This is a genomic window from Streptomyces odontomachicola (genome assembly GCF_039605595.1).
GTDB lineage: Bacteria > Actinomycetota > Actinomycetes > Streptomycetales > Streptomycetaceae > Streptomyces.
Window position 1 is genome coordinate 1 of sequence record NZ_JBCFOK010000009.1, and the last position, 24,920, is coordinate 24,920.

Annotated in this window: 20 protein-coding genes, 1 tRNA gene and 2 pseudogenes; 13 read left to right on the top strand and 10 right to left on the bottom strand. The window is 70.0% G+C overall.

Annotated elements, in window-relative coordinates:
* Positions 1 to 238 precede the first annotated feature (238 nt).
* On the bottom strand, positions 239 to 2,857 hold the full coding sequence (gene clpB / locus ABEE00_RS17770; protein WP_345746509.1) for an ATP-dependent chaperone ClpB: 2,619 nt from the start codon (positions 2,855 to 2,857) through the stop codon (positions 239 to 241).
* A 122-nt stretch (positions 2,858 to 2,979) separates the two neighbouring features.
* Between clpB and ABEE00_RS17775 the strand changes: the two genes are divergently transcribed.
* Positions 2,980 to 3,396 (top strand): pyridoxamine 5'-phosphate oxidase family protein, encoded by a 417-nt coding sequence (locus ABEE00_RS17775; protein WP_345746510.1) that lies wholly within the window; start codon positions 2,980 to 2,982, stop codon positions 3,394 to 3,396.
* 102 nt (positions 3,397 to 3,498) lie between these two features.
* On the opposite strand, the gene ABEE00_RS17780 is transcribed toward ABEE00_RS17775, so the two are convergent.
* Genes ABEE00_RS17780 through dnaK form a run of 4 tightly spaced genes read right to left on the bottom strand, consistent with a single transcriptional unit; the run spans position 3,499 to position 7,801 of the window.
* Positions 3,499 to 3,954, bottom strand: a complete 456-nt coding sequence (locus ABEE00_RS17780) for a heat shock protein transcriptional repressor HspR (protein ID WP_345746511.1) — start codon at positions 3,952 to 3,954, stop codon at positions 3,499 to 3,501.
* 2 nt (positions 3,955 to 3,956) lie between these two features.
* Positions 3,957 to 5,156, bottom strand: a complete 1,200-nt coding sequence (dnaJ, locus tag ABEE00_RS17785) for a molecular chaperone DnaJ (protein WP_345746512.1) — start codon at positions 5,154 to 5,156, stop codon at positions 3,957 to 3,959.
* Positions 5,157 to 5,213: 57 nt separating this feature from the next.
* The gene (grpE, locus tag ABEE00_RS17790; RefSeq protein ID WP_345746513.1) at positions 5,214 to 5,912 is read right to left on the bottom strand and encodes a nucleotide exchange factor GrpE; all 699 of its coding nucleotides are present in this window, start codon (positions 5,910 to 5,912) and stop codon (positions 5,214 to 5,216) included.
* A complete protein-coding gene (gene dnaK / locus ABEE00_RS17795) occupies positions 5,909 to 7,801 on the bottom strand; it encodes a molecular chaperone DnaK (RefSeq protein WP_345746514.1) in 1,893 nt (630 codons plus the stop codon). The genes grpE and dnaK overlap by 4 nt, the downstream gene beginning before the upstream one ends.
* A 342-nt stretch (positions 7,802 to 8,143) precedes the next feature.
* Between dnaK and ABEE00_RS17800 the strand changes: the two genes are divergently transcribed.
* From ABEE00_RS17800 to ABEE00_RS17815, 4 genes are all read left to right on the top strand, one after another.
* On the top strand, positions 8,144 to 10,426 hold the full coding sequence (locus ABEE00_RS17800; RefSeq protein ID WP_345746515.1) for a (Fe-S)-binding protein: 2,283 nt from the start codon (positions 8,144 to 8,146) through the stop codon (positions 10,424 to 10,426).
* Positions 10,427 to 10,602: 176 nt separating this feature from the next.
* On the top strand, positions 10,603 to 11,511 hold the full coding sequence (locus ABEE00_RS17805; RefSeq protein WP_345746516.1) for an MEDS domain-containing protein: 909 nt from the start codon (positions 10,603 to 10,605) through the stop codon (positions 11,509 to 11,511).
* Positions 11,505 to 11,939 (top strand): ATP-binding protein, encoded by a 435-nt coding sequence (locus tag ABEE00_RS17810; RefSeq protein WP_345746517.1) that lies wholly within the window; start codon positions 11,505 to 11,507, stop codon positions 11,937 to 11,939. The genes ABEE00_RS17805 and ABEE00_RS17810 overlap by 7 nt, the downstream gene beginning before the upstream one ends.
* A gap of 170 nt (positions 11,940 to 12,109) precedes the next feature.
* Complete coding sequence (locus ABEE00_RS17815; RefSeq protein ID WP_345746518.1) at positions 12,110 to 13,069, top strand: Yip1 family protein; 960 nt, start codon at positions 12,110 to 12,112, stop codon at positions 13,067 to 13,069.
* A gap of 84 nt (positions 13,070 to 13,153) precedes the next feature.
* Here the strand turns inward: ABEE00_RS17815 and ABEE00_RS17820 are convergent, their stop codons facing one another.
* Complete coding sequence (locus ABEE00_RS17820; protein WP_345746519.1) at positions 13,154 to 14,764, bottom strand: ricin-type beta-trefoil lectin domain protein; 1,611 nt, start codon at positions 14,762 to 14,764, stop codon at positions 13,154 to 13,156.
* Positions 14,765 to 15,100: 336 nt separating this feature from the next.
* Between ABEE00_RS17820 and ABEE00_RS17825 the strand changes: the two genes are divergently transcribed.
* Positions 15,101 to 15,358 carry a hypothetical protein gene (locus tag ABEE00_RS17825; protein ID WP_345746520.1) on the top strand — a complete coding sequence of 86 codons (258 nt, stop codon included), beginning with the start codon at positions 15,101 to 15,103 and terminating at the stop codon, positions 15,356 to 15,358.
* Between the two features lie 204 nt (positions 15,359 to 15,562).
* On the opposite strand, the gene ABEE00_RS17830 is transcribed toward ABEE00_RS17825, so the two are convergent.
* Both ABEE00_RS17830 and dcd read right to left on the bottom strand, forming a co-directional pair.
* Entirely contained in the window at positions 15,563 to 16,060 is a 498-nt protein-coding gene (locus ABEE00_RS17830) for a phosphoribosyltransferase (RefSeq protein ID WP_345746521.1), read from the bottom strand.
* Between the two features lie 64 nt (positions 16,061 to 16,124).
* Positions 16,125 to 16,700 (bottom strand): dCTP deaminase, encoded by a 576-nt coding sequence (gene dcd, locus ABEE00_RS17835; protein WP_345746522.1) that lies wholly within the window; start codon positions 16,698 to 16,700, stop codon positions 16,125 to 16,127.
* Between the two features lie 501 nt (positions 16,701 to 17,201).
* On the opposite strand from dcd, the gene ABEE00_RS17840 reads away from it, so the two are divergent.
* Positions 17,202 to 17,272 (top strand) — tRNA-Gly (locus tag ABEE00_RS17840).
* A gap of 204 nt (positions 17,273 to 17,476) precedes the next feature.
* Here the strand turns inward: ABEE00_RS17840 and ABEE00_RS17845 are convergent.
* Positions 17,477 to 18,453 (bottom strand): annotated as a pseudogene (locus ABEE00_RS17845) (IS3 family transposase).
* A gap of 1,018 nt (positions 18,454 to 19,471) precedes the next feature.
* Between ABEE00_RS17845 and ABEE00_RS17850 the strand changes: the two are divergent.
* Positions 19,472 to 20,452, top strand: a complete 981-nt coding sequence (locus ABEE00_RS17850; protein ID WP_345746523.1) for a Scr1 family TA system antitoxin-like transcriptional regulator — start codon at positions 19,472 to 19,474, stop codon at positions 20,450 to 20,452.
* Positions 20,406 to 20,720, top strand: coding sequence for an ATP-binding protein (locus ABEE00_RS35830; protein WP_451918607.1), 315 nt, complete (start codon positions 20,406 to 20,408; stop codon positions 20,718 to 20,720). The genes ABEE00_RS17850 and ABEE00_RS35830 overlap by 47 nt, the downstream gene beginning before the upstream one ends.
* On the opposite strand, the gene ABEE00_RS17855 is transcribed toward ABEE00_RS35830, so the two are convergent.
* Positions 20,687 to 21,082, bottom strand: coding sequence for an STAS domain-containing protein (locus ABEE00_RS17855; RefSeq protein ID WP_345746524.1), 396 nt, complete (start codon positions 21,080 to 21,082; stop codon positions 20,687 to 20,689). The genes ABEE00_RS35830 and ABEE00_RS17855 overlap by 34 nt on opposite strands.
* 305 nt (positions 21,083 to 21,387) lie before the next feature.
* Here ABEE00_RS17855 and ABEE00_RS17860 point away from each other — a divergent pair, with 305 nt between their 5' ends.
* The 4 genes and pseudogenes from ABEE00_RS17860 to ABEE00_RS35835 form a co-directional block, all read left to right on the top strand.
* On the top strand, positions 21,388 to 22,137 hold the full coding sequence (locus tag ABEE00_RS17860) for an ANTAR domain-containing protein (protein ID WP_345746525.1): 750 nt from the start codon (positions 21,388 to 21,390) through the stop codon (positions 22,135 to 22,137).
* Positions 22,134 to 22,877, top strand: coding sequence for a GAF and ANTAR domain-containing protein (locus ABEE00_RS17865; protein ID WP_345746526.1), 744 nt, complete (start codon positions 22,134 to 22,136; stop codon positions 22,875 to 22,877). Before ABEE00_RS17860 ends, ABEE00_RS17865 begins: the two co-directional genes overlap by 4 nt.
* A 139-nt stretch (positions 22,878 to 23,016) precedes the next feature.
* Positions 23,017 to 23,748 (top strand): GAF and ANTAR domain-containing protein, encoded by a 732-nt coding sequence (locus ABEE00_RS17870; RefSeq protein WP_345746527.1) that lies wholly within the window; start codon positions 23,017 to 23,019, stop codon positions 23,746 to 23,748.
* A gap of 540 nt (positions 23,749 to 24,288) precedes the next feature.
* A pseudogene (locus tag ABEE00_RS35835) lies at positions 24,289 to 24,819 on the top strand (MEDS domain-containing protein); the annotation flags it as partial.
* Positions 24,820 to 24,920: the final 101 nt, after the last annotated feature.

A 24,920-nucleotide genomic window follows, 5' to 3' on the forward strand; every position in this document is an offset into this window, starting at 1 on the left:
TCCCCCGTATGCGCGGCGGCCCGCTGGGGGCTTCCCCCTCCGCCACCCCACCCCCGTGCTGTGGGCAAGGGTTCCGGGGGGGGGTACGGGTGGCCACCGCGGACCCCACCCCCCCCCCCCCCCCCCCCCCGCACCCGCGCCACCCCGCACCCAACGGGGCCGGCGGCCCGAGCGCACGCTGCGCTCAGACCGCCGACCGCTGCCGCTGTGGTCACCCGCCGCCGCGGCGGGAGAGGGGTTACGGCGAAGGCGTCGACGCGCCGACCATCAGCCCGTCCCACCCCTCGACGGAGTCGACGCGGACCGTGTCGCCGTCCTTGACCTCGCCTGCGAGGATCTCGCGCGCGAGCTGATCGCCGATCGCCGTCTGGACGAGGCGGCGAAGAGGACGCGCCCCGTACGCCGGGTCGTTGCCCTCCCGCGCCAGCCACTCCAGCGCCGCCGGCGTGACCTCCAACGACAGCCGCCGCTCGGCCAGCCGCCGCTGCAGGCTGTCGATCTGCAGCTGCGCGATCCGCTCCAGCTCGGGCCCGGTCAGCGCGGAGAACACCACCAGATCATCGAGCCGGTTCAGGAACTCGGGCCGGAAGGAAGCGCGCACAGCCGCCAGCACGTTCTCCTTCTTCTCCGACTCCTTCTCCAGCGGGTCCATCAGATGCTGGCTGCCCAGGTTGGAGGTGAGGATCAGGATCGTGTTGCGGAAGTCGACCGTCCGCCCCTGCCCGTCGGTGAGCCGCCCGTCGTCCAGCACCTGCAGCAGGATGTCGAAGACGTCGTGGTGCGCCTTCTCCACCTCGTCCAGCAGCACCACGCTGTACGGGCGCCGCCGCACCGCCTCGGTGAGCTGGCCGCCCTCCTCGTACCCGACGTACCCGGGAGGCGCGCCGACCAGCCGTGCCACCGAGTGCTTCTCGCCGTACTCGCTCATGTCGATGCGGACCATCGCCCGCTCGTCGTCGAAGAGGAAGTCGGCGAGGGACTTGGCGAGTTCGGTCTTGCCGACACCGGTCGGGCCGAGGAAGAGGAACGATCCCGTGGGCCGGTCCGGGTCGGCGATCCCGGCCCGCGTGCGCCGCACCGCGTCCGAGACCGCGCGCACGGCCTCCGACTGACCGATCAGCCGCTTGCCCAGCTCGTCCTCCATGCGCAGCAGCTTCTGGGTCTCGCCCTCCAGCAGCCGCCCGGCCGGGATGCCGGTCCAGGAGGCGACCACGTCGGCGATGTCGTCCGCGCCGACCTCCTCCTTGACCATGGTGTCCTTGTCCTCGCCGGACTGGGACGCGGCCTCCTCCTCGGCGGCCGACGCCTCCTCCAGCTCACGCTCCAGCGCCGGGATCTCCCCGTACAGAAGCTGCGAGGCGGCCGCGAAGTCGCCGTCGCGCTGGGAGCGTTCGGCCTGGCCGCGCAGCTCGTCGAGCTTCTCCTTGAGCTCGCCGACCCTGTTGAGCCCCTGCTTCTCCTTCTCCCAGCGCGCGGTGAGCCCGCGCAGCTCCTCCTCGCGGTCGGCCAGCTCGCGGCGCAGCCGCTCCAGGCGCTCGACGGAGCCCGGGTCGGTCTCGTTCTCCAGCGCCAGCTCCTCCATCTTCAAGCGGTCGACGGAGCGCTGGAGTTCGTCGATCTCGACCGGCGAGGAGTCGATCTCCATACGGAGGCGGGAGGCGGCCTCGTCCACCAGGTCGATGGCCTTGTCGGGGAGGAAGCGCGAGGTGATGTACCGATCCGAGAGCGCCGCGGCCGCCACCAGCGCGCCGTCCGCGATCTGCACCTTGTGGTGCGCCTCGTACCGGCTCTTCAGACCGCGAAGGATCGCGATGGAGTCCTCCACCGTGGGCTCGGCGACCAGCACCTGCTGGAAGCGGCGCTCCAGCGCGGCGTCCTTCTCGATCCGCTCGCGGTACTCGTCCAGCGTCGTCGCGCCGACCATCCGCAGCTCGCCGCGGGCCAGCATCGGCTTGAGCATGTTGCCCGCGTCCATCGCGGACTCGCCGCCCGCGCCCGCGCCGACCACCGTGTGCAGCTCGTCGATGAAGGTGATGACCTGCCCGTCGCTCTCCTTGATCTCGGAGAGGACGGTCTTGAGGCGCTCCTCGAACTCGCCGCGGTACTTCGCGCCGGCCACCATCGCGCCCAGGTCCAGCGCCACCAGCGTCTTGTCGCGCAGCGACTCGGGCACGTCGCCCTTCACGATCCGCTGCGCGAGCCCCTCCACGACGGCCGTCTTGCCGACGCCGGGCTCGCCGATCAGCACAGGGTTGTTCTTCGTACGACGCGAGAGGACCTGCACCACGCGGCGGATCTCCTGGTCACGGCCGATCACCGGGTCGAGCCCGCCCTCGCGGGCCGCGGCGGTGAGGTCGGTGCCGAACTTCTCCAGCGCCTTGTACGTGCCCTCGGGGTCGGGGTTGGTCACGCGCTTGCCGCCGCGCGACTCCTGGAAGGACGACAGCAGCTTCTTGTCGTCGGCGCCCTGGTCCGACAGCAGCTTCCCGGCCTGGCCGCCCTTCGCTGCCACGCCGATCAGCAGGTGCTCGGTGGAGACATACGCGTCGCCCAGCTCCTTGGCCCGCTGCGAGGCGTCCGCGATCACGGCCAGCAGCTCGCGGTCGGGCTGCGGCTTGCCCACGGTCGAGCCCTGCACCCGGGGCAGCCCGGCGAGCAGCTTCTCGGTGCCCGAGCGCAGCGCGGCCTGGTCGGCGCCGGCCGCGGCGATCAGATCCTGGATGTTCTCGTTGTCCTCGCCCTCCAGCAGGGCGAGCAGGAGGTGGGCCGGGGTGATGTCGGGGTGACCGTCCCCGACGGCGCGGTCGTTGGCCGCGCTGATCGCGTCCCGGCTCTTGTTGGTCAGCTCGGCGTCCACTGTCGTGCTCTCCTCCTATGTCGTTGTCCTGCTGCCTGCCACGAAAGGCGTTCTCTGCTTACCTCAGCATCCAGCAAGTTGAGTCTATTCCACTCAACCTTCGGGGAACTAGATTCGTTCCCATGACGACCACGCATTCCGCGCCCCAGCACACCGACGCCTTCCTGGAGTTCTGGCGGGAGCGCCACTACGCGACGCTCACCACGCACCGCCCCGACGGCACCCCGCACGTGGTGCCCGTGAGCGTCACGTACGAACCCGGCACCGGCACCGCGCGCGTCGTCGCCAGCCGCACCAGCAAGAAGGCCCGCAACGTCGCCGCCGCCGGAGCTGACGGCATGCGCGTGGCCCTGTGCCAGGTGGACGGCCGCCGCTGGGCCACCCTGGAGGGCACCGCCACGGTCCGCACCGCGCCCGAGGACATCGCCGACGCCGAGCGCCGCTACGAGGAGCGGTACGGCCGCCCGCCGCGGCCCAACCCGGAGCGGGTGCTCCTGCACATCGCGGTCAGCCGCACCATGAGCCGCGGCCTCAAGTGACCGGCCGCACCATGTGACAGCACCCCGGGTGAGCGGCCGCAGAGCACGAAACCCCCTCCGTACGCCGTACGGAGGGGGTCGGGGTCATGGGCACGGAAGCTCTCAGTCGCGGCGCTTCTTGGGGCGCCACACCACGAGCGCGCTGGACTGCTGCACGTCCTCGTACGGCACGAGGTCGCGCCGGTAGGAGGCGTGCACCTGCGCCTCGCGCTGCTGCATGGCGGCCGCCGCGCCCTCCACCGCCTGCTGGAGCTCGGCGACCCGGGACTGCAGGGCGGTCACCTGGTTCTCCAGCTCGATGATGCGCTTGATGCCGGCCAGGTTGATGCCCTCGTCCTGGCTCAGCCGCTGGACCTCCCGCAGGAGTTCGATGTCCCGCGCGGAGTAGCGGCGGCCCCGCCCGGCCGTGCGGTCGGGCGAGACCAGCCCGAGACGGTCGTACTGGCGCAGGGTCTGCGGGTGCAGACCCGAGAGCTGTGCGGCCACCGAGATGACGTAGACCGGCGTCTCCTCGGTCAGCTCGTAGGGATTGCGCCTGCGTCCGCTCCGGCCATCCACCGTCAGTCTCCCTTCGCGGCCTTGAACAGCGCCGCCCTCGGGTCCTCCTCGCCCGCCATCGCGTCGCGGTAGGACTCCAGGGTGTCCTTCGCCTTGTCGGTCAGATCCTTCGGCACCGACACCTCGATGGTGACCAGCAGATCACCCCGGGTGCCGTCCTTGCGGTAGGCCCCCTTGCCGCGCGCCCGCATGGTGCGGCCGCTCGGCGTGCCCGGCGGCAGCTTGAGCTTGACCGGCGGGCCGCCCAGGGTGGGGACCTTTATCTCACCGCCCAGCGCGGCCTCGGGGAAGGTCACGGGGACGGTCACCGTGAGGTTGTCGCCCTTGCGCCCGAACACCGGGTGCTCGTCCACGTGCACCACCACGTACAAGTCGCCGTTGGGACCGCCGCGTTCGCCCGGAGCCCCCTTCGCGCGCAGCCGGATGCGCTGCCCGTCGGACACCCCGGCGGGGATGCGCACCTGCATGGTGCGCGAACTGGTCGCCCTGCCCGAGCCCTTGCAGGTCTCGCAGGGGGTCTCGGCGATGAGGCCGCGGCCCTTGCAGTCGCGGCACGGATCGGTCAGCGAGAAGCCGCCGCCCGTGCCGCGCGAGACCTGTCCGGTGCCGACGCAGGTCGGGCACACGCGGGGCGTGCCGTTCTGGTCGCCGGTGCCCGAACACGCCTTGCACGCGGCCGAGGAGGACATCCGCAGCGGAACGGTCGCGCCGTCCACCGCCTCGGTGAAGCTCAGCGTCACCTCGGACTCGACGTCCTGGCCCCGCCTGGGCTGCGTACGCCCGCCCGCGCCGCCCCTGTTGAAGAGGCCGCCGAAGACGTCGCCGAGCCCGCCGAAGCCGCCCGGCGCTCCCGGGCCGCCCGCGGTGCCGCCGGGCTGGCCGCCGCCGAACAGGTCGCCGAGGTCGAAGTTGAAGCTGCCGCCGCCCGGCTGGCCGCCGGCCCCGCCGGGCCGGAAGCCGCCGTTGCCGAACAGCGAGCGCGCCTCGTCGTACTCCTTGCGCCGCTTGGGGTCGCCGAGGACGTCGTACGCCTCGGAGGCGTCCTTGAAGCGCTCCTCCGCCTTGGGGTCACCGCGGTTGGCGTCCGGGTGGTTCTCCCTGGCGAGCTTGCGGTACGCCTTCTTGATCTCGGCTTCGGTGGCGTCCTTGGGGACGCCGAGGACCTTGTAGTAGTCCTTCTCGATGAAGTCCTTGGTACTCATCCCCGACGTCCCTCCTCCCGCTGGCTGTTATTACCTGTCGTACCCGCCGAACGCCTCTCAGCCCTCGTCCGGGCCACCGTTCTCCTCGTCACCGGCCGGCTCCCCGTCTCCCGCGCCCGCGGAACCCGGCTGCGGCTCGGCCACGCCGACCCGCGCGGGGCGGATCGTACGCTCGCCGATCCGGTACCCGGGCTGAAGGATCTGCACGCACGTGGTCTCCGTGACCTCGGGCGAATACGAGTGCATCAGCGCCTCGTGCACGGTCGGGTCGAAGGGCTCGCCCTCCTTGCCGAACTGCATCAGGCCCATCTTGGCCGCGACCATCTCCAGCGACTCCGCCACCGACTTGAAGCCGCCGACGAGTTCGCCGTGGTCACGGGCCCTGCCGATGTCGTCGAGCACCGGGAGCAGGTCGGTGAGCAGATTGGCGACCGCGGTCTCCTTGACCGAGGCGCGGTCCCGCTCGACCCTGCGCCGGTAGTTCGCGAACTCCGCCTGGAGCCGCTGGACATCCTGTGTGCGCTCGTGCAGCTCGCTGCGGGCCTGGTCCAGCTGGGCCACCAGCGAGGCGTCCTGGGCGTCCTGCATGTCGTGCTCGTTTTCTGCGCTCAGGTCCCCGGCCGGGGCCGCCGGGCCGCCCGCCGCCTCGTCGGCGGGGGCGGACCCGGCGGCCTGCGCCGCAGCGTCCTCGGGCTGTGCGGCGGCGTCGGCGGGGACATCGGACTTCTTGTCGAAGCCCGGGGTCTCCTCCGTCACGCGGCACCGTCCTTCGGCTTCTGCTGGTCGTCGTCCACGATCTCGGCGTCGACGACGTCGTCGTCCTGGCCGGACTTGGCGTCACCGGCACCGGCGGCACCCGCCTGGGAAGCGCCCTCGGCACCCTCGGCGCCCTCGGCACCGCCCTGCGCGGCCTGCGCGTCGGCGTACATGGCCTGGCCCAGCTTCTGGCTGGTGGCCGCGACCTTCTCGCTGGCCTCGCGGATCGCCGCGGTGTCCTCGCCCTTGAGCTTCTCCTTGAGGTCGTTGACGGAGGTCTCGACCTCGGTCTTGACCTCGGCGTCCACCTTGTCGGCGTTGTCCTCGAGGAACTTCTCGGTCGTGTAGACCAGCTGCTCCGCCTGGTTCCGCGTCTCGGCGGCCTCGCGGCGCTTGTGGTCCTCCTCCGCGTACTGCTCGGCCTCGCGCATCATGCGCTCGATGTCTTCCTTCGGCAGGCTGGACCCGCCGGTGACCTGCATCTTCTGCTCCTTGCCCGTGCCCAGGTCCTTGGCGGACACGTGCATGATGCCGTTCGCGTCGATGTCGAAGGTGACCTCGATCTGCGGAACGTTGCGCGGAGCCGGCGGCAGGCCGGTGAGCTCGAACATGCCGAGCTTCTTGTTGTACGCCGCGATCTCGCGCTCGCCCTGGAAGACCTGGATCTGCACCGAGGGCTGGTTGTCCTCGGCCGTGGTGAAGGTCTCCGAACGCTTCGTCGGGATCGTGGTGTTGCGCTCGATGAGCTTGGTCATGATGCCGCCCTTGGTCTCGATGCCGAGGGACAGCGGGGTGACGTCCAGCAGGAGGACGTCCTTGACCTCGCCCTTGAGGACACCGGCCTGGAGCGAGGCGCCGATGGCGACGACCTCGTCCGGGTTGACGCCCTTGTTGGCCTCCTTGCCGCCGGTCAGCTCCTTGACCATGTCGGCGACGGCCGGCATGCGGGTCGAACCGCCGACGAGGACCACGTGGTCGATGCCGGAGAGCTCGATGCCCGCGTCCTTGATGACGTTGTGGAACGGCGTCTTGCACCGCTCCAGCAGGTCCTGGGTGAGCTGCTGGAACTGAGCGCGCGTCAGCTTCTCGTCCATGTGCAGCGGGCCCTCGGCGGACGCCGTGATGTAGGGCAGGTTGATCGAGGTCTCGGAGGACGAGGACAGCTCGATCTTCGCCTTCTCAGCGGCCTCGCGGAGGCGCTGGAGGGCCATCTTGTCCTTGGACAGGTCCACGCCGTTGCTGTTCTGGAACTGCTTGACCAGGTGGTCGACGATGCGCTGGTCCCAGTCGTCACCACCGAGGTGGTTGTCGCCGTTGGTGGCCTTCACCTCGACGACACCGTCGCCGATCTCCAGCAGCGAGACGTCGAAGGTGCCGCCGCCGAGGTCGAAGACCAGGATCGTCTGGTCTTCCTTCTCCAGGCCGTAGGCGAGTGCCGCGGCGGTGGGCTCGTTGACGATGCGCAGGACGTTGAGGCCCGCGATCTCGCCGGCCTCCTTGGTGGCCTGCCGCTCCGCGTCGTTGAAGTACGCCGGGACGGTCACGACGGCGTCGGTGACCTTGTCGCCCAGGTAGGCCTCGGCATCCCGCTTGAGCTTCTGCAGGATGAAGGCGCTCATCTGCTGCGGGTTGAAGTCCTTGCCGTCCAGGTCGATCTTCCAGTCGGTGCCCATGTGGCGCTTGACCGACCGGACGGTCCGGTCCACGTTGGTGACCGCCTGACGCTTGGCGACCTCACCGGTCAGGACCTCGCCGTTCTTCGCGAAGGCGACAACGGACGGCGTGGTCCTGGCACCCTCCGCGTTCGCGATGACGGTGGGCTCACCGCCTTCGAGCACACTGACGACGGAGTTCGTCGTACCCAGGTCGATGCCGACCGCACGTGCCATTTCGTGTTCCTCCAGCCAATGTCTTGAGTGAAGCTGACTCAAGAGTGCACCACGGATCGCGGTGCGTCAAAGGACCTTAGTCACCTGGACTCAACTCTCATGCGGGAGTTTTTCGTTTTCGCAGGTGAGAGGCTTAAGACTGCCGTGATGGCGGCTGCGGTACGGGCGTACGCGGGCGATCACTCAGGGTGCCCTCAGCGACGCAAATCACCGCCGGGGCGGCTACAGCGCGCGGCGAACAATGGGTAATCTCGTACGGACTGGATAAGTTACTGCTTAGTAAGAGCAGGCTCGGGCAGGCGAACGCCCGAGCACGCTGCCCCGCAGGTCCGAGGAGCCCCCATGCAACTCGCCGCGATCGTCGTCACGCTGGTGCTCACCGCGGTCGGCGTTGCGCTCTTGGCACGAGCCGTCGCGCAGATCTACCGCTTCGTGAAGCTCGGCCAGCCGATCCCCGCAGGGACGCGCACCGACAGTCCGAAGCAACGCACCGCGACCCTCATCAAGGAGTTCCTCGGCCACACCCGGATGAACCGGTGGGGCGTGGTGGGCGTCGCGCACTGGTTCGTGGCGATCGGCTTCCTCACCCTGCCGCCCACGATCATCAACGCGTACGGGCAGCTCTTCCAGGCCGACTGGACGCTGCCCATCATCGGCGGCTGGCTGCCGTACGAGCTCTACATCGAGTTCATCGGCTTCGCGACCACCGTCGGCATCGCGGTGCTGATGGTGATCCGGCTGCTGAACCTGCCCTCGCGGGCGGGCCGCAAGTCCCGGTTCGCCGGCTCGAAGGCCTGGCAGGCGTACTTCGTCGAGTACGTCATCTTCATCATCGGCCTGGCGATCCTGATGCTCCGCGGCCTCGAGGGCGCGCTGCACCACGTGGACGGCTACGACCCCGCGTACTTCATCTCGTACCCGCTGGTCGCGGCCTTCCACGGGCTGGACATGAGCACCCTTCAGACGCTCGTGTACTTCTGGGCGATGGTGAAGCTGAGCGTCACCATGATCTGGATGATCACGGTGTCCGTGAACACCAACATGGGCGTCGCGTGGCACCGCTTCCTGGCCTTCCCCAACATCTGGTTCAAGCGCGACCCCAAGGGCGGCACCGCCCTCGGTGAGCTGAAGCCGATGGTCTCGGGCGGCAAGGAGATCGACTTCGAGACCGCGCTGGACGACGACAACGAGGAAGAGGTCAGGTTCGGCGCCTCGCAGGTCGAGGACTTCTCCTGGAAGGGCATCCTCGACTTCTCCACCTGCACCGAGTGCGGCCGCTGCCAGTCGCAGTGCCCCGCCTGGAACACCGGCAAGCCGCTCTCCCCGAAGCTGCTGATCATGTCGCTGCGCGATCACGCGCACGCCAAGGCCCCGTACCTGCTGGCCGGCGGCGGCAAGACCATGGAGGGCGAGGAGAAGGCCACAGAGGAGCAGCTCAAGAACGTCCCGCAGTCCGCGCTGGACGAGGCCGAGCGCCCGCTCATCGGCACCGCCGAGGAGAACGGCGTCATCGACCCGGACGTGCTGTGGTCCTGCACGAGCTGCGGCGCCTGCGTCGAGCAGTGCCCGGTCGACATCGAGCACATCGACCACATCGTCGACATGCGCCGCTACCAGGTGATGATCGAGTCCGCGTTCCCGTCCGAGGCGGGCACGATGCTCAAGAACCTGGAGAAGAAGGGCAACCCCTGGGGCCTCGCCAAGAAGCAGCGCCTGGAGTGGACCAAGGAGGTCGACTTCGAGGTGCCGATCGTCGGCAAGACGGTCGAGGACCTGACCGAGGTCGAGTACCTCTACTGGGTCGGCTGCGCCGGCGCCCTGGAGGACCGCGCGAAGAAGACCACCAAGGCCTTCGCGGAGCTGCTCAACATCGCGGGCGTCAACTTCGCGATCATGGGCGGCGACGAGAAGTGCACCGGCGACTCGGCACGCCGCCTGGGCAACGAGTTCCTCTTCCAGCAGCTCGGCGAGGAGAACGTCTCCACCCTCAACGCCGCGTTCGGCGAGGACGACGAGGACCCGGAGACCAAGAAGCCGGCGGCCACGAAGAAGATCGTGGCGACCTGCCCGCACTGCTTCAACACCCTCGCCAACGAGTACCCGCAGCTCGGCGGCCACTACGAGGTCATCCACCACACCCAGCTGCTCCAGCACCTCATCGACGAGGGCAAGCTGGTGCCGGTCACCCCGGTCGACGGGCTGATCACCTACCACGACCCGTGCTACCTGGGCCGCCACAACAAGGTCTACACGCCCCCGCGCGAGATCATCGGCAAGGTCCCGGGCCTGCGCAACGAGGAGATGCACCGGCACAAGGAGCGCGGCTTCTGCTGCGGCGCCGGCGGCGCCCGGATGTGGATGGAAGAGCGCATCGGCAAGCGCATCAACAACGAGCGCGTGGACGAGGCCCTGTCCATCAACCCGGACATCGTCTCCACCGCCTGCCCGTTCTGCCTGGTGATGCTCACCGACTCGGTCAACGGCAAGAAGAACGACGGGAAGGCCAAGGAAGAGCTCCAGGTCGTCGACGTCGCCCAGCTCCTGCTGGACTCGGTCAAGACGCCGGCCGACCCCTCCGACGAGCCCGCCTCGGAGGAGGAGCCGGAGCCCGAACCGGCCAAGTAACCGCATAGCACGGCGGGTTGTCCGCCGCAGCGTACGAACGGAGTCTGCCGGGGAACGGCAGGCTCCGTTCGTATTCGGTCAGTTGTCGGCCCACTAGGACCAACCCGCCATGGGGGATACCGTTCGGCGCCCAACCGCTCTAGCCTCCTGATCAGCGGCAGAGGAGGCGACACCCGGTGTCGGACGGCGCGGCGGAACACGGGGAGCAGTACGGGGACCGCTCTATCCCCGTACAGCGGATACGGCCTGGCGACCATGCCTTCGCGGCATACGACACCGAGCCGGGGCAGTGGGACGTGATCAGCGCGTTCGTGCGGCAGGGCCTGATCGAGGGCGAGAAGGTCCTGGTGTTCCTGCCGCCCGAGGTGACCGGCCAGCACATGCTCGGCCGCCTGGAGGCCCGCACCCCGGCGCTCGTACGCGCCTGGGAGAACGGCCAGTTGGTGCTCAGCAGCATGCGGGCGCTGATCCACCCGGACCGGGACTTCACCGCCGAGCGGCAGTGGCAGCGGCTCATCGAGGAGGCCGACCTGGCCCTCGGCGAGGGATACCCGGCCACCCGCGCGTACATCGACATGGCCTGGGTCGCCGACCTCGGCACCGATGTGGCGGACGTGATGTGGCGCGAGTGCTCGGCCGACCACCTCTTCGAGGACCGCAGGTACAGCGAGGTGTGCGCGTACGACGAGCGCTGGTTCAGCGACGACGTGCTGGAGCGCATGCTGCGCGCCCACCCGCGCACCCTGCTGGACACGGTCGGCTCGCTGCGCAGCGTGAGCGGTACGCGGCAGGGCGCGCCCGCGCTGCGGCTGATCGGCGAGGCGGACGTCTCGACCGGCGAGGACTTCGGGCACGCGGTGCGCACCGCGCTGAAGGCCGGCGCACGGCAGTCGCTCACCGTGGACCTCACCGCGCTGCACTTCCTGGGCGTGGGCTGCGCTGCCGACCTCTTACGCATCTCCGCCGAGGCGGGGACGGGCGTGACCGTGAACTGCACGCCGTTCCAGGCCAGTACGCTCCGCAGACTGGGCTCCGACTCCATCCGCACGCTCACCCTTACCGTCGAGGAGGTCGGCGGATGCTGAGCAATGAGCGCCTGTGCAGACTTCACTTCACCTCCCGCGACCTGCCGCGGGTCCGCATCCAGGTCGAGGAGTGCGCGGCCTGGGCCGGCCTCGGCGAACCGCGCCGCGGCGAGTTCATCGTGGCCGTCGACGCGGTGGCCACGAACGCCGTGGAGCACGCCGGCGGGCACGGCAGGCTGCTGCTGCGGCAGGTCGGGCCCGAGCTGGAGTGCCGGGTGGAGGACTCGGGGCCCGGCTTCTCCGAGGACGTGATCCCCAAGCTGGCGCCCGGTGTGGACGGGGCGCCGAGCGGCCGGGGCCTGTGGCTGGCCCGGCTGGTCACCGACCGGCTCACCGTGGAGTGCGCCAACGGCCACGGCTCGGTCGTCACCCTGGCGATGTGGCTGCCGGGGTACGACGGGGCACGGCAGGTCTCACCGGTCCCCTAGTTCTCGCCGTTCCCCTAGGGGCCACCGGCCCCCTGAGGGGAGGGAAGGGGCCTGCCATCTGGGGGTTTCTCCGGGATCTCCCCTAGGGGTTGTACCGGATCGGCCACAATGCACCGACCGTTGGCCGCTGTCCCGCTGTGCACCCCCGCGAAAGAGGTACGTTCGGATACGTGGCTGGTTTCAGGATCGGACGCGGCCGGGACAACCGGAACGCGCAGCAGCAGAGGCAGTACCCCCCGCCCCCGCAGCAGGCGCCGGGGACACCGCGCGGGCAGCAGCCCGGCCGGCCCCCGCAGGCTCCGCCGCCCCCGCAGTCCGCACCCAGGGCGCAGTGGCCGCAGGCCGGCGGCGCGGGCGGCGCGCGGCACGGTGAGCCCGAGTACCTGGGCGACCCGCGCGGGCACGGCGCGCCGCAGGGCGGCTCCCACAACACGTATGCCGCCAACACCCCTGGTCACACCCAGGCGTTCAGCGTCCCCGACCCGTACGGGCCGACCCAGGGTCAGGGCCAGGGCTACCCCGACGACGGCTACGGGCAGGGCAGCACCTACGGGCCCGGCGGCCCGGGGAACCCCCCGCCGCCCTCCGGGCCGCGGCTGCACTGGAAGCAGCTGCTCAGCGGGATCGTGCTGCGGCCGCACGCGACCTTCTGGCAGATGCGGGACTACCCGGTGTGGGGCCCGGCGCTGATCGTCACCTTCGTCTACGGGCTGCTGGCCGTCTTCGGCCTCGCCGAGGCCCGCCAGGAGGTCTTCAACGCCACCCTGTCGAGCGCCATCCCGTACGTGCTGACCACCGGGATCGCGGTGGTCGTCGCCGGGTTGATCATGGGCGCGGTGACCCACACGCTGGCCCGCCAGTTCGGCGGCGACGGCGCCTGGCAGCCGACCGTCGGACTGTCCATGCTGATCATGTCGATGACGGACGCGCCGCGGCTGGTCTTCGCGTGGTTCCTGGGCGGCACGGCGCCACTGGTGCAGGTGCTGGGCTGGGTGACCTGGGTGTTCGCCGGCTTCCTCTTCACCTCGATGGTCAGCCGCTCGCACGACCTGCCGTGGCCGAAGGCGCTGGGCGCCTCCGCCGTGCAGCTCGCCGCGCTGCTCGCGCTGATCAAGCTGGGCACGCTCTGATCCCTGCCTCTTGAGGGACTGGCCTTACGTGGGCCCCGCCGGACCATCCCGGCGGGGCCCACTGCCGTCTGTCTCCCGGTCTCCCTACGTGAAGCGCTGCTTGTCGGAGCCGTCGCACTGCTCCAGCCTCAGCGGCTCCTGCGCGCCGGTCAGCGTGAGACACAGGCCGCGCGCCGCCCTGGGCCGCAGGGTGCTGCTCTCCCGCACGAAGTGCTGGTTGTCCGCGCCCGTGCAGTCCCAGAGCACCGGCCGCACACCGGCGCGGTAGTCGGCGCCCGGGACGTCCAGGCAGCGGTCCTGGGTCAGCTCGGTGTAGAGGGCTCCGCCGGACGAACCCCCGGCCTGCCACCAGCCCTGATTGCGCTGGTGGCGGCCCTGCGGCCCGGTGCCGCACGCCCAGCCGCCGACCGCGGTCCCCTTACGGGTCCCGGAGCCCCGTACATCCAGACAGCTCCCGGTCCCGACGTTTCTCAGGGGCGTGAAGGCGTCGTCCCAGGCGCCCACGCGGAACGCGGGCTTCCCTGCCCCTACGGGATCGGCGCAGGACGCCTCCCGCACCCCGTCCTTCCCCGCCAGGTACATGCTCGTGAGGCAGCTCGCGAAGGCGGCGTGCCCGCGCGCGTTGGGGTGGAAGGACTGCCGCACCGAGTTGGCATCCGGCGGGAAGGGGTTGGTCAGGTCCACATGCAGCCCGCGGGCCCAGGGGTTCTCCATGCACACCTCGTGCCCGTGGAAGAGCCGCGAAGTGTCCAGGTAGGAGGCCCCGGCCTCGCTCGCCGCCTTGCGCATCCCGGTCTCGAAGGCGGGTACGGCGGCGTTGCGGCCCCAGGCGGAGTCGCTGGTGTACCCGGTGCAGCCCCCGGGCAGCTTGCCCGGGAAGTTCGGGTTGTCCTCGATGTCCGGGCCGATCGGGCTCGGGTAGCCCATCACCACGAGCTGGTAGTCCCCGTCCGCGTACCCGGCGTTCCGCATCACCGTCCGCAGGTCGGCCACCACCTGCTCGACCTTCGGCACGAGGCCGTCCACCCGCTGCTGCCACCCCGGCTCGTACTTCGGCCGGCAGCGCCCCTGAAGCGTGAACCACCTGGTCACGCAGTCCGTCATCACGGGCCCGAACTGCAGGTCGTCGTTGGCACCGGCCATCAGCGTGATCTGCCGCAGCCTGGTGTTCCGCGCCTTGACCGCCAGATTGTCGCTCTGCACCAGCTCGTCGGCGTACTGCTTGCTGCCGCCGATCCTGATGTTCGCCGAACTCGCCCCGGAGCAGGCCACGTTGTACGTGACGTCCGCGCCGATCCCGGTGCGGTGCACCGCGGCGTCGGGGGAGCGGTGGCACCAGTTGTCAGGGCCATCGGTTCCGGGCTCGTAGGTGCCGACGCCCTCCCCCGAGATCTCGCTGTCCCCTAAGGAGATCAGGGCCGTCTTGCGCTGCTCCATGGGCCGCTCCGCCGGATCCCCGTACAGCTTCCGCGCCTCGGCGGCCCGGATCTTCTCCAGCTCGGGGGGCAGCGGGGTGCTGGGCGCCGCCGCGGGGGCGGAGGTCGTGGTGGGGGCGGACGGTGCGGCGGCCCGGGTCTGAGCTTGGGTCTGGGCCTGGGCTTGGGCCTGGGCCGTGGGCGGGAACGCGAGCGCGCCGCCGCCGAGCGCCGTCAGCAGGGCCGCGGCCGCGGCCAGTACCGGTCTTGCACGTGCCATGAGGGTCTCCCTCCAGCAGGCATTCCGCTACCGGCGGTTATTACTAGCCCGTATCGAGAAAAGGAAGACCTCTCGCGCCACTTGGGTCGACGTGCGTCGACTTCCGGCCTTGGCGGTACGGACCGGGCGGCGCGGCCCCATGGGGCGATCGGGCCGATCAGCACACAATTCACCGCTCCCGGCATCCCCCGGCAACGATTGTGTTGCGGGGCAAATCCGCGCGGGGAACCGGTCGTTGATCCGCGCGGAACGGTGCTCGGTCCCGCGGGTCAGGCGGGGCAGTAACGTTCCGCCGCTGGCCGACCGATACCGGAACTCCGCATCACAGGGGCAGACATGGAGACCTCAACGGGCGCCGGGGAGCTGTCACTTGCGACCGTGCACGCCGTACGCACACGGCCACGGGCGCGTGTCCAGCAACAGCCGCCGTACGACCCAGGCCAGGCCGACCCGGCCTCGGCCCACTGGCACGAGGCGCCGATCTACGCCGAGCTGGTCCAGCAGTGGCACCAGCACGGCCGCCAGACCCCCCGCCCGGCCCCGGCCACTCCCCTGCCGCCGGACCCGGGCGGGGCCTACCCGCAGGGGCTGTAAGGGCAGGGATGTCCCGTACGGGGGCCAGGCGCGGGGGACTTGGCCCCCTACGGGACGTCCCGTAGGCCACATCCCGTAGGGGCACAGGAGGCGCGAAGCGCGGCCAGGAGGCGCGGGATCAGTCCGCGCCGCCCCCGATCACGCGTCGGGGACGCACGCGGCGCGGGCTCGTGCGGCGCGTGCTCATGCTCGTGCGGCGAGCACTCACGCGTCGAGGATCTGGCCCTCGCGCCGCACCACCGGGGGCTCCACGCTCCACGGGAAGTTGATCCACTGGTCGGTGCGCTTCCACACGTACTCGCACTTCACCAGCGAGTGCGACTTCTCGTAGATCACCGCGCTGCGGGTGTCGGCGACGTGCTCGGCGCAGAAGTCCTGCACCAGCTTGAGGGTCTTGCCGGTGTCGGCGACGTCGTCCGCGATCAGGACCTTCTTGCGGCTCAGGTCCACCACGTTCGGCACGGGCGGGAGCATCACCGGCATGTCCAGCGTCTCGCCCACGCCGGTGTAGAACTCCACGTTCATCACGTGCAGGTTCTTCACGTCCAGCGCGTAGCCGAGGCCACCGGCGACGAAGAGGCCGCCGCGCGCGATGGACAGGATGATGTCCGGCTCGTAACCGTCGTCGGCGACGGTCTGCGCCAGCTCGCGGATGGCCTGCCCGAAGAGGGGGTACGTGAGATTCTCGCGCTCTTCCGTCACGTTGTTGCCCTTGTCGCCTTGTCGCCCGTGGTGTGTGTGCGGCCCTCTCGGACCTGCGGCCTTCTCAGACCTGCGTGCGGTGGAAGTTCTGGAACGAGCGCGACGGGGTGGGGCCGCGCTGCCCCTGATACCGGGACCCGCACTCGGCCGCCCCGTAGGGGAACTCGGCGGGAGAGGTCAGCCGGAACATGCACAGCTGGCCGATCTTCATCCCCGGCCACAGCTTCATCGGCAGCGTCGCCACGTTGGAGAGCTCCAGCGTGACGTGCCCGGAGAACCCGGGGTCGATGAAGCCCGCGGTGGAGTGGGTCAGCAGGCCGAGCCGCCCGAGCGAGCTCTTGCCCTCCAGCCGCGATGCCACGTCCTCGGGCAGCGTCACGACCTCGTACGTCGAGGCCAGGACGAACTCCCCGGGGTGCAGGATGAACGGCTCGTCGCCCTCCACCTCGATCATCCGCGTCAGGTCCGCCTGCTCGACGGCCGGATCGATGTGCGGATAGCGGTGGTTCTCGAACACCCGGAACCAGCGGTCCAGCCGGACATCGATGCTGGACGGCTGCACCATCGCCGGGTCGTACGGATCGATCCGCACCCGCCCGGTGTCGATCTCGGCGCGGATGTCCTTGTCTGAGAGAAGCACGGACCGAGACTACGCGTACGACAAGGGGCCGGCCCAATCGGACCGGCCCCGCGTCGCTCCGCGCGCCCCGGCGGCCTGTGCGGCGGGGCGCGCACGCCTCAACGCTGCTGCTCTTCTCCCACCGGCACGGCGTTCCGCAGGCGCGCGCACCGCGGACACCGCAGCAGCCGGCCCGGGCCGATCCGCTCGCGGCCGAGGTTCTGCATAGGGAACGACGAGGTGCTGAACACGTGCCCTTCGGCGCACCGGACGACGGTGGATTCCATCGCTTCCCTCTCCCCTGTTACGTGGACGACGAACGGCCACATTAGGGGATGAACCGGGCGCCGACGCCAGCGGCACTCCGCGGCCAACCGTACGCCTCAACTCCCCACCCGCGAGGCCGCTTCCCACTCCCCGGACCAGCGGCCGCAACAGCGAAAAGACCCCTCGCCCTGTGCGGCGGGGGTCGCGGATGGGGTACAGTGTCCGACGTCGAGCCGGAGCCTCATCCGGCTCCGCGCGGGCGTAGTTTAATGGTAGAACATGAGCTTCCCAAGCTCAGAGCGCGGGTTCGATTCCCGTCGCCCGCTCAGATACGAACTCCCAGGCCAGGGGTCTGGGAGTTCTTTTTGTGCGTGGGGACACCTCGACTTCCGCGCCCTCCGCGTGCCCCATCTATTGGAACGTGCCCACCTAAGGCAGCCGATGACGCACCGGGCGTACCGCTTCACGCGCACCACTCTCGAATGACGAGACACATCTGGGGCTGATGCAGCTTTGGGTGACAGGTTCGGTCACGCGGCTTGAAGTGCCGGTGCGGTCATGACGGTTTCGTATTCGATGGGGGTCAGACGTCCGAGAGCGGCCTGTCGGCGGCGTCGGTGGTAGGTGCGTTCGATCCAGGTGACGATCGCGGTCCGCAGCTCCTGTCGGCCGGTCCATGAACGGCGGTCGAGGACGTTCTTCTGCAGGAGGCTGAAGAAGGACTCCATGGCTGCGTTGTCGCCGGCCGCCCCAACGCGCCCTATCGATCCGGCTATCCGGTGCCGCTCCAGCGCCCGGCGGAATGCCCGCGAGCGGAACTGCGAACTGCGATCGGAGTGCAGAACGCACCCGGCCACATCGCCACGCCGGGCCACAGCGTTGTCCAGCGCGGTCACGGCCAGGCGGGATTTCATCCGTTCATCGATGGAGTACCCGACGATCCTCCTGCTGAAGGCGTCCTTGATCGCGCACAGATACACCTTCCCCTCTGCCGTATGGTGTTCGGTGATATCGGCCAGGAAACGGTAGCCGAACTCCGGATCCTCACCATGCGCGTCGAACAGCGCGTTCGCGCGATGTGCTGCTTCGGCCGCGGCGTCGGTGACCGGGCATGTGAGCCAGCGGCAGTAGGACTGGCGGGCGAGCTTGAGGACCCGGCACGCGACCGCGACGGGCACTCCGTCGGCGGCCAGCTCCTTCACGAGCGGGTAGATCCTTTTCCCGGCAGTTGTGCCTGCGAGAGATAGGCGGCGGCCCGGCGCAGGACCTCATTCTCCTGCTCCAGCAGCTTGATCCTGCGGCGGGCCTCGCGCAGTTCCGCATTCTCCTGGCTGGTCACACCGGGTTTCATCCCGCTGTCGATGTCCGCGCGGCGCATCCACTTCGACAGCGTCATCACATGCACGCCGAAATCGGCGGCCGCCTGCTCCAACGTCACCTCCGAATCGCGGTTTCTCGCGACCCGCACGACGTCCTGGCGGAACTCCTCCGGATACGGCTTCGGCACAACGACATCCTTCCCACCCGCCCCACAGGACAAGCCAGTTCAGATGTCACCCGATCGTGCAGCAGCCCCCCTGAAAGCGTCGCTGACTGATTTTTCTGGCGAGCAGTGGTATTCGCCACGGCGACTGCTGGGTGGCTCCAGGAAGGAGGTCCGGGGCGCCCGCAGCGCTCCCGGTGCGGTTCAGTGGCCCACCCGTCCGTCGCTGTCCGCCTGGCACGGACGGGCGGGGGCTTTCGGGACTACCGGCATGGCCGGCAGGTGAGGCCCCGCCCTCATCGGTGTGCCGTACCAGGGGGAACCGTTGTCGGCTTCGTCCATGAGGGCGGGGCGGTCCAGCAGCAGGTGCGGAACGCCTGGCCGATGACGAACCACATGAACCGGAAATGGAGACGATCATGACGGGCCCGGCGAAGGCCGTGACGGCGAACCAGAGGCGTTTGAGTGCGGACGGCTTCCTCGGACCCGCCGTAGCGGGCTTCTCTCCTCCCACCGCCAAGAACCTCCCTCGGAGTTGAGTAGGGGGCGTTGCGCTGGTGTCTCCGCTTCAGTGAGTGGCGTCATCAGGCGAGCACCCGCCGCGTCCGTGCGGGTGGCCTGCGATGACGCCGTTACAGCTCCGAACGGTCAGCCGGTGCCCCTTGACGCGGGCGCCCTCGCGGTCTGCGGCGAGGACCTGGCATACGTCGCACTCGGGGACGGGTACAGGCTCCAGCTCAGTGGTCCGAGCAACCACGCCCGGGGGGACTTGCTCTCCGATGCTCATGGCACCAACCGCCTCAGCCATGCCCTCACACCGCGCAGGATGGCGCAGTTCAAGGGCGAGTACGGACCGATGCCGCCGACGGCGTACGCGGAGCGAGCTATCGAGGCATCGGGGCGGAGACGGCGCAATTCCCACGCCAGAACCTGTTCATCTCGTGCCGTCAACTCCGGTCCAGGCGAGCGCTTTTGGGCATGGGCACCCAGGTGAAAACAGGTACGTCACGACGCGTGACCAGGCGCGTGGTCAGCTGGAGATATGAGCGCGGAGGCGGGAGACGGCAGCGTCTCTGAGGACGCGGAGGACCCGCGCCGTCGGTTCGCAGAGGAGTGCAAGAGCGCCCGCGAGCTGTACCCGGACAAGCCGCTGACACAGACCGACCTGGGTCGGATGACGCGGACTTCCAAGAGCACGATTTCCCGGGTAGAGCGGTACGAGGGTCCGATCCCTCCGGCGTTGCCCGTCCGGCTGGACCAAGTCTTCGGCACGGACGGCAAGTTCAAGCGGCTGTATGAGGAGGCCGTGGCGTCCTCGTTCCCGTCGCTCCATCGGCGGCGTATGGCGCTGGAGCGCTCGGCGGTGATCATCAGGGAGTGGTCGCCGACGATCGTCCCCGGCCTCTTCCAGACGGCGGAGTACGCCCGCTACCTGGTCGAGGGCGGTTCTCCCCTCGCAGGCGATGACGAGGTGGCCAGGTTCGTCACCAACCGGCTGGCTCGGCAGGCAATCTTCGACAACGAGACCCCACCCGACGTGCGCTTGGTCTTATGCGAGTCGGTGCTACGACGCCGCTTCTGCCCACCCGACGTCATGCGCGATCAACTTCAAGCTCTGTTGTCGCGGGGAGAACTGCCAACCGTCAGGGTCCAGATCCTCCCCCTCGACGCTCCCGCCCATCTGTTCAGCGACTGGCCGGTCACGCTCCTGACCTCACCGGCCCAGGCTGTGGCGGTCTGCGGCGAGAACTACCGCACAGCCCGCATCCTGGTTCCCAATCACTTCGTCATCGAGCTGTCCGCCGACAGCCATCGCCAACCGGCCGAACGTCACGGCACGTTGGCGGTGGAGGCGGCGGCGCAGGTGCGCCAGCACACCGCCGAGAAGCACCACCGCCTTGCCGGTCCGGTCACCGTCGAACTCCTCCAGGGAGGGCGTCGGCGCTGCCGGTGCCGAATGCGCGGAAGCCGCCACCTTGGCAGTCTCCGAACTGGGCACGAACGCCGTCTGCCACGCCCATGACTGCTGCCGACTGCGTCTGACCTTCGGGGAGTACGGAGTGACCGTGGAGATCGATGACACCAGTCGGCATCGTCTCCGCCAACACGCCCCCGACAGCGAACGCGGAGGCGGGCACGGCATGCTCTTGGACCACGCTCTCGCCCGTCGGCCGCACACCGTCTGCCGTCGACACGGCGACAAGACCGTCCGCACCATCCTCGCCATCCCCTCTCGGGCCTTTGCTCGGCGGGAAACTCACGGGGGCGCCGCAGGCCAGGCGGGACGGTGAGCGGGCGGGACCGCGCTGAGCGCGTGGCCGACGGTGGGGTAGCAGGAGAAGATCTCCTGTACCTGGACGAGCATCAGCAGGTGCAGCAGCCGGGAGCCGGGGGAGGCCAGCAGGAGCTGACCGCTGAATTGGCGGCACAGCCACTCCAGGGCCAGCAGGCAGTTCAGGCCGCGCGAGTCGCAGAACCGCAGTGCGGTGACATCCAGCACCAGGTACCGGTGCCCGCGGGTGACCATGTCTCCGGCTTGGGCGAGGAATTGGTGCTCGCTGCGTACATCCAGCTCCCCGGCCAGACGCATCACCGCACACTCGGTGCCATCGATGAGGGTGGTCAGCCGCAACGGCGGAGTGCTGCCCGGCATACCGCTGCCTTCACCTCCGCAACTCTGCTGGAGCCTCTTTATACGGAGGCTGCATACCCGTTATGCACCAGATCGCCCGTGCTGGGCGAGTGGCATGTGGCTGGCATCAACATCGGCTGGGCCGCCATGCGGGCGCCGCACCCTCGGAGCGTACGCGCCGAGGCAGGGCACTGGCCCAGCCGGTGGCGACCGATCGTGGCCGGGAGCCGTTGTGCCGGGGTCTGTTAGCGCCTCTGGCCGTTTATTGCATGGCCCTCTTGCGCGGGAGGAGGATGGAGGGTGAACCCCAGGGGAGGGGGTGCGCGGTGGTCGGTGACACCGTTCGGGGGCTTCTCGACACGCTCCGGCACAGCGACGAGGGGGACCTGGCACCGCAGTGGGCCGCCCAAGTCGCCCATGCCCTCGGACTGGACGGTGTGGCGGTCTCGGTGAGTGTGGACGGGCCGGAGCTGGTGTGCTTCAGCGACGAGGCCAGCGCCCGGCTGGAGAACCTGCAGTTCACCCTGGGGGAAGGGCCCGGAATCGAGGCGGCGCGCAGCGGCGTGATGTTCCTGCTGGCCGACGTGCGCGCGACCGCGGAGGCGCGCTGGAGCGGCTTCCTCTCCGAGGTCGGCAAGCTCCCGGTGCGTGCGGTCTTCGCCTTCCCCCTGCGATGGGGGGCGTTGCGGGTGGGGGTGTTCACCGGCTACCGGAGCGAGGCGGGCCTGCTCGGCCAAGGGCACACCGAGGAGGCGCTGGTGCTCTGCGACGCGCTGACGGAGTTCGTGCTGCGCCTGCGGCTGCCCCACCCGGACGGCTCAGGAAGCCCAGGGGATGGGCCCGGCACCATGGACCTGCACCGGGCGGAGGTGCACCAGGCCACCGGCATGCTCTCCGCCCGGCTGGAGGTTCCGCTGGCCACCGCGATGTCCCGGCTGCGCGCGGAAGCCTTCGCGCTGGGCCTGGACATCACCGAGGTCGCCCGCGCGGTCGTCCGCCGCGAGCTGACCCTGACCGCCGACGCCCCTCCGCGCGGCGGCCCCGATGACGGCTCCTCCCCACGGGGGCAGACATGACCATTCCACGCGAGCAGCGGCTGGCGGACACCTTCGTCCTGCTCTCCGACACCCTGGTCCGCGACTTCGACCTGGTCGACTTCTTCCAGACCCTCACCGACCGGTGCGTCGAACTCCTCGACATTGCCGCCGCTGGCCTCTTCCTCGCCCGCCCCGCCGACGACGGCCTGCGCCCGTGCGCCTGGACCCCGCCCACCGCGCGGACCGGCGCGCTCATGACCGTCGCCGTGGACGGCAGCCCCGCCACGGACTGCTTCCGCACCGCCACGCCCCTGACCCCGCGCGCGCTGGGCGAGGAGGACGTCCTCCACCCGGCCTTCCTTCACCAGGCCCGCGAGGACGGCTACACCTACACCGCGGCCGTCCCGCTGCGCCTGCGCACCCAACTCCTGGGCAGCATGCTGATGTTGAACACCGGCATCGGGGCGCCCGCCCCCTCCGATCTGCCGCTGGCCCAGGCCCTGACCGACCAGGCAGCCATCGGCCTGGTCCACCAGCGCGCCCTGGCCGCCGAGCAGGCCCCCAGGCTCCAGCTCCACGCCGTCCTGCACAGCCGCATCGTCATCGAACAGGCCCAGGGCTTCCTCAGCGAACGCCTGACCCTCTCCCTCGACGACGCCTACGGCGCCATGCGCCACCACGCCCGCACACACGGCCAGCGCCTGACCACCGTCGCCACCCACATCCTCGACCACGGACTACGCCCCGCCCCACCACCCCAGGCCCACATCGCGGAGTAGTGAGACGGCCATGCTCCCAGCGTCCGACCGCCCTCCGTCCCTGCCTTGTTCCGGGGCGGACACACCCGTGTGCGCGGGCCGGTTCTCGGCCGTGAACGTGCGGTACGGGCCGAATCCTTGATGACCAAGGGTGAGCAGAATGGATGAGCGGCGCCTTGCTCCGGCCTTCGTGGAGCTGGCCGACAGTCTGGTCAACGACTTCGACCTGATCGACTTCCTGACGCTGCTCACCGACCGCTGCGTGGGCACCCTCGGGGTTGCCGCCACCGGGGTGCTGCTGGCGGACCGGGAGGGGGTGCTGCGCGTACTGGCCTCCTCCAGCGACGACGTGCGGCTGATCGAGCTGCTGCAACTGCAGAACGACAGCGGCCCGTGCCTGACCTGCTATCGCACCGGGAAGCCGGTCACGGTTCCGGATCTCTCCCAGCAGTCCGAGCGCTGGCCGCGCTTCGCGGAGGACTCCCGCAAGCGGGGCTTCACCGGGGTGCAGGCCCTGCCGATGCGGCTGCGGCATCAGGTCATCGGCGCCCTCAACCTCTTCCACACCACAGCCCGGCCCCACGATCCCGAGGTGAGCGAGCTCGCGCAGGCGCTGGCGGATGTGGCCACGATCAGCGTGCTGCAGCAGCGCGCCGCGCAGGACCGGGACCTGGTCAACAGGCAGTTGGAGACCGCGCTGGGCACCCGGGTGGTGATCGAGCAGGCCAAGGGAAAGCTCGCCGAGCGCTACGGGATCGGCATGGACGAGGCGTTCGTCCTGCTGCGCGGCTACGCCCGCTCCAACAACCGGCGGCTGACCGAACTCGCCGCCGCCTTCGTCAGCGGCGCCGAAACCCTCCCGGACTTGCGGCCCAGCCAGCCCGACCACTGACCGCCACGGCGAGCGGGACATGCGCCCCCGTGCGCGTGCCGAACAATCCGGAACGCCGCCGATACTCCTGCGGGGAACTGTTCCGATCAGCCCCCGGCGCGCTCTAGCCTGACGTAAAGAGGGATGGTCCAACGTGCCCTGAGCCGTTGGTGTTTGTCTCTCTTCGTTGGCTCTCCAGACCCCGGAGTCGGCTCAACCGCAGTGCGCCAGTTCGGCGAGACCGGCTGGAGCCGCACCGCCGACGACGCGGCTCCAGCCCATCCTCCCGGCGCTCCAGCCAGGGGTGCCCTAGCGCCCCGCTGCCGTGGAGGACGTCTGCGTGAGGAGCGGGCCGCTTCTCACCCAGGCGGGACGGCTGCCGTCACCGGACCGTGGGCGGCGGCCGTCCTCACCGCCGCGCACCGGCACGAGGCCGGCGCTGCGCACGTCGCACTGTGCACTGCGGGAAGCTGCTGCCTGAGCGGCAGCCCCACTGGAATAGTGCAGCGCGGCGGGGAGGCGGACAAGTGACCGGGACCGCACAGAAGGTGCCGCCCAGGAATGAAGGCCGGGAACCACGGACCGCGCGCCGCGCGGGGGAACGCTAGGCGGCACGTAGCCGGAACCGGTACGGGCGACGGACCCTCACACAGGCGAGGGAGGCGGCGCCCCGTGGCTGAATTGCCGAGTGCCGTCGGCAATGCGTCTGGAAACCGACCGGCCGCACACCGGCTACTGCTGTACGAGAGCGACGAACAGTTCCTGGCTGCTGCGCTGCCCTTCGTCCAGGACGGGGTGGAGGCGGACCAGCCCGTGTTCGTGGCCACGGCACCGCAGAGCACCGCCCTGCTGCGCCGCCACCTGAGCGGCCCCGCCGCACGCGCCGTCGAGATCGCCCCCGCCCGGTGGCACCACACCCCCACCCAGGCGCTGACCGTCTACCACGACAAGGCCCACGCCACCCAGGGACCTTCTCGCGTGCTCAGTGAGATCCCCTGGCACGGGCTCGACCAGGACCAAGCGCGCGAGTGGACCCGCTTCGAAGCCCTTCTCAACCTCGTCCTCCACTCCACGAGGGCGGAGCACCTCTGCGCCTACGACACCCGCTGCCTGCCGGAAAACCTCATCCACACCGCCTACCTCACCCATCCCCTGATCGCCCGGGAAAGCCGGACCGTTCCCAACCCCGCCCA

Bases quoted from the DNA above. Each gene is read 5' to 3' on its own strand.
- dnaK (WP_345746514.1), bottom strand. From the start codon at position 7,801: ATGGCACGTGCGGTCGGCATCGACCTGGGTACGACGAACTCCGTCGTC.
- ABEE00_RS17825 (WP_345746520.1), top strand. From the start codon at position 15,101: ATGGAGACCTCAACGGGCGCCGGGGAGCTGTCACTTGCGACCGTGCAC.
- ABEE00_RS17820 (WP_345746519.1), bottom strand. From the start codon at position 14,764: ATGGCACGTGCAAGACCGGTACTGGCCGCGGCCGCGGCCCTGCTGACG.
- ABEE00_RS17800 (WP_345746515.1), top strand. From the start codon at position 8,144: ATGCAACTCGCCGCGATCGTCGTCACGCTGGTGCTCACCGCGGTCGGC.
- ABEE00_RS17870 (WP_345746527.1), top strand. From the start codon at position 23,017: ATGGATGAGCGGCGCCTTGCTCCGGCCTTCGTGGAGCTGGCCGACAGT.
- ABEE00_RS17865 (WP_345746526.1), top strand. From the start codon at position 22,134: ATGACCATTCCACGCGAGCAGCGGCTGGCGGACACCTTCGTCCTGCTC.
- dnaJ (WP_345746512.1), bottom strand. From the start codon at position 5,156: ATGAGTACCAAGGACTTCATCGAGAAGGACTACTACAAGGTCCTCGGC.
- ABEE00_RS17810 (WP_345746517.1), top strand. From the start codon at position 11,505: ATGCTGAGCAATGAGCGCCTGTGCAGACTTCACTTCACCTCCCGCGAC.
- ABEE00_RS17850 (WP_345746523.1), top strand. From the start codon at position 19,472: ATGAGCGCGGAGGCGGGAGACGGCAGCGTCTCTGAGGACGCGGAGGAC.
- ABEE00_RS17855 (WP_345746524.1), bottom strand. From the start codon at position 21,082: ATGCCGGGCAGCACTCCGCCGTTGCGGCTGACCACCCTCATCGATGGC.
- ABEE00_RS17775 (WP_345746510.1), top strand. From the start codon at position 2,980: ATGACGACCACGCATTCCGCGCCCCAGCACACCGACGCCTTCCTGGAG.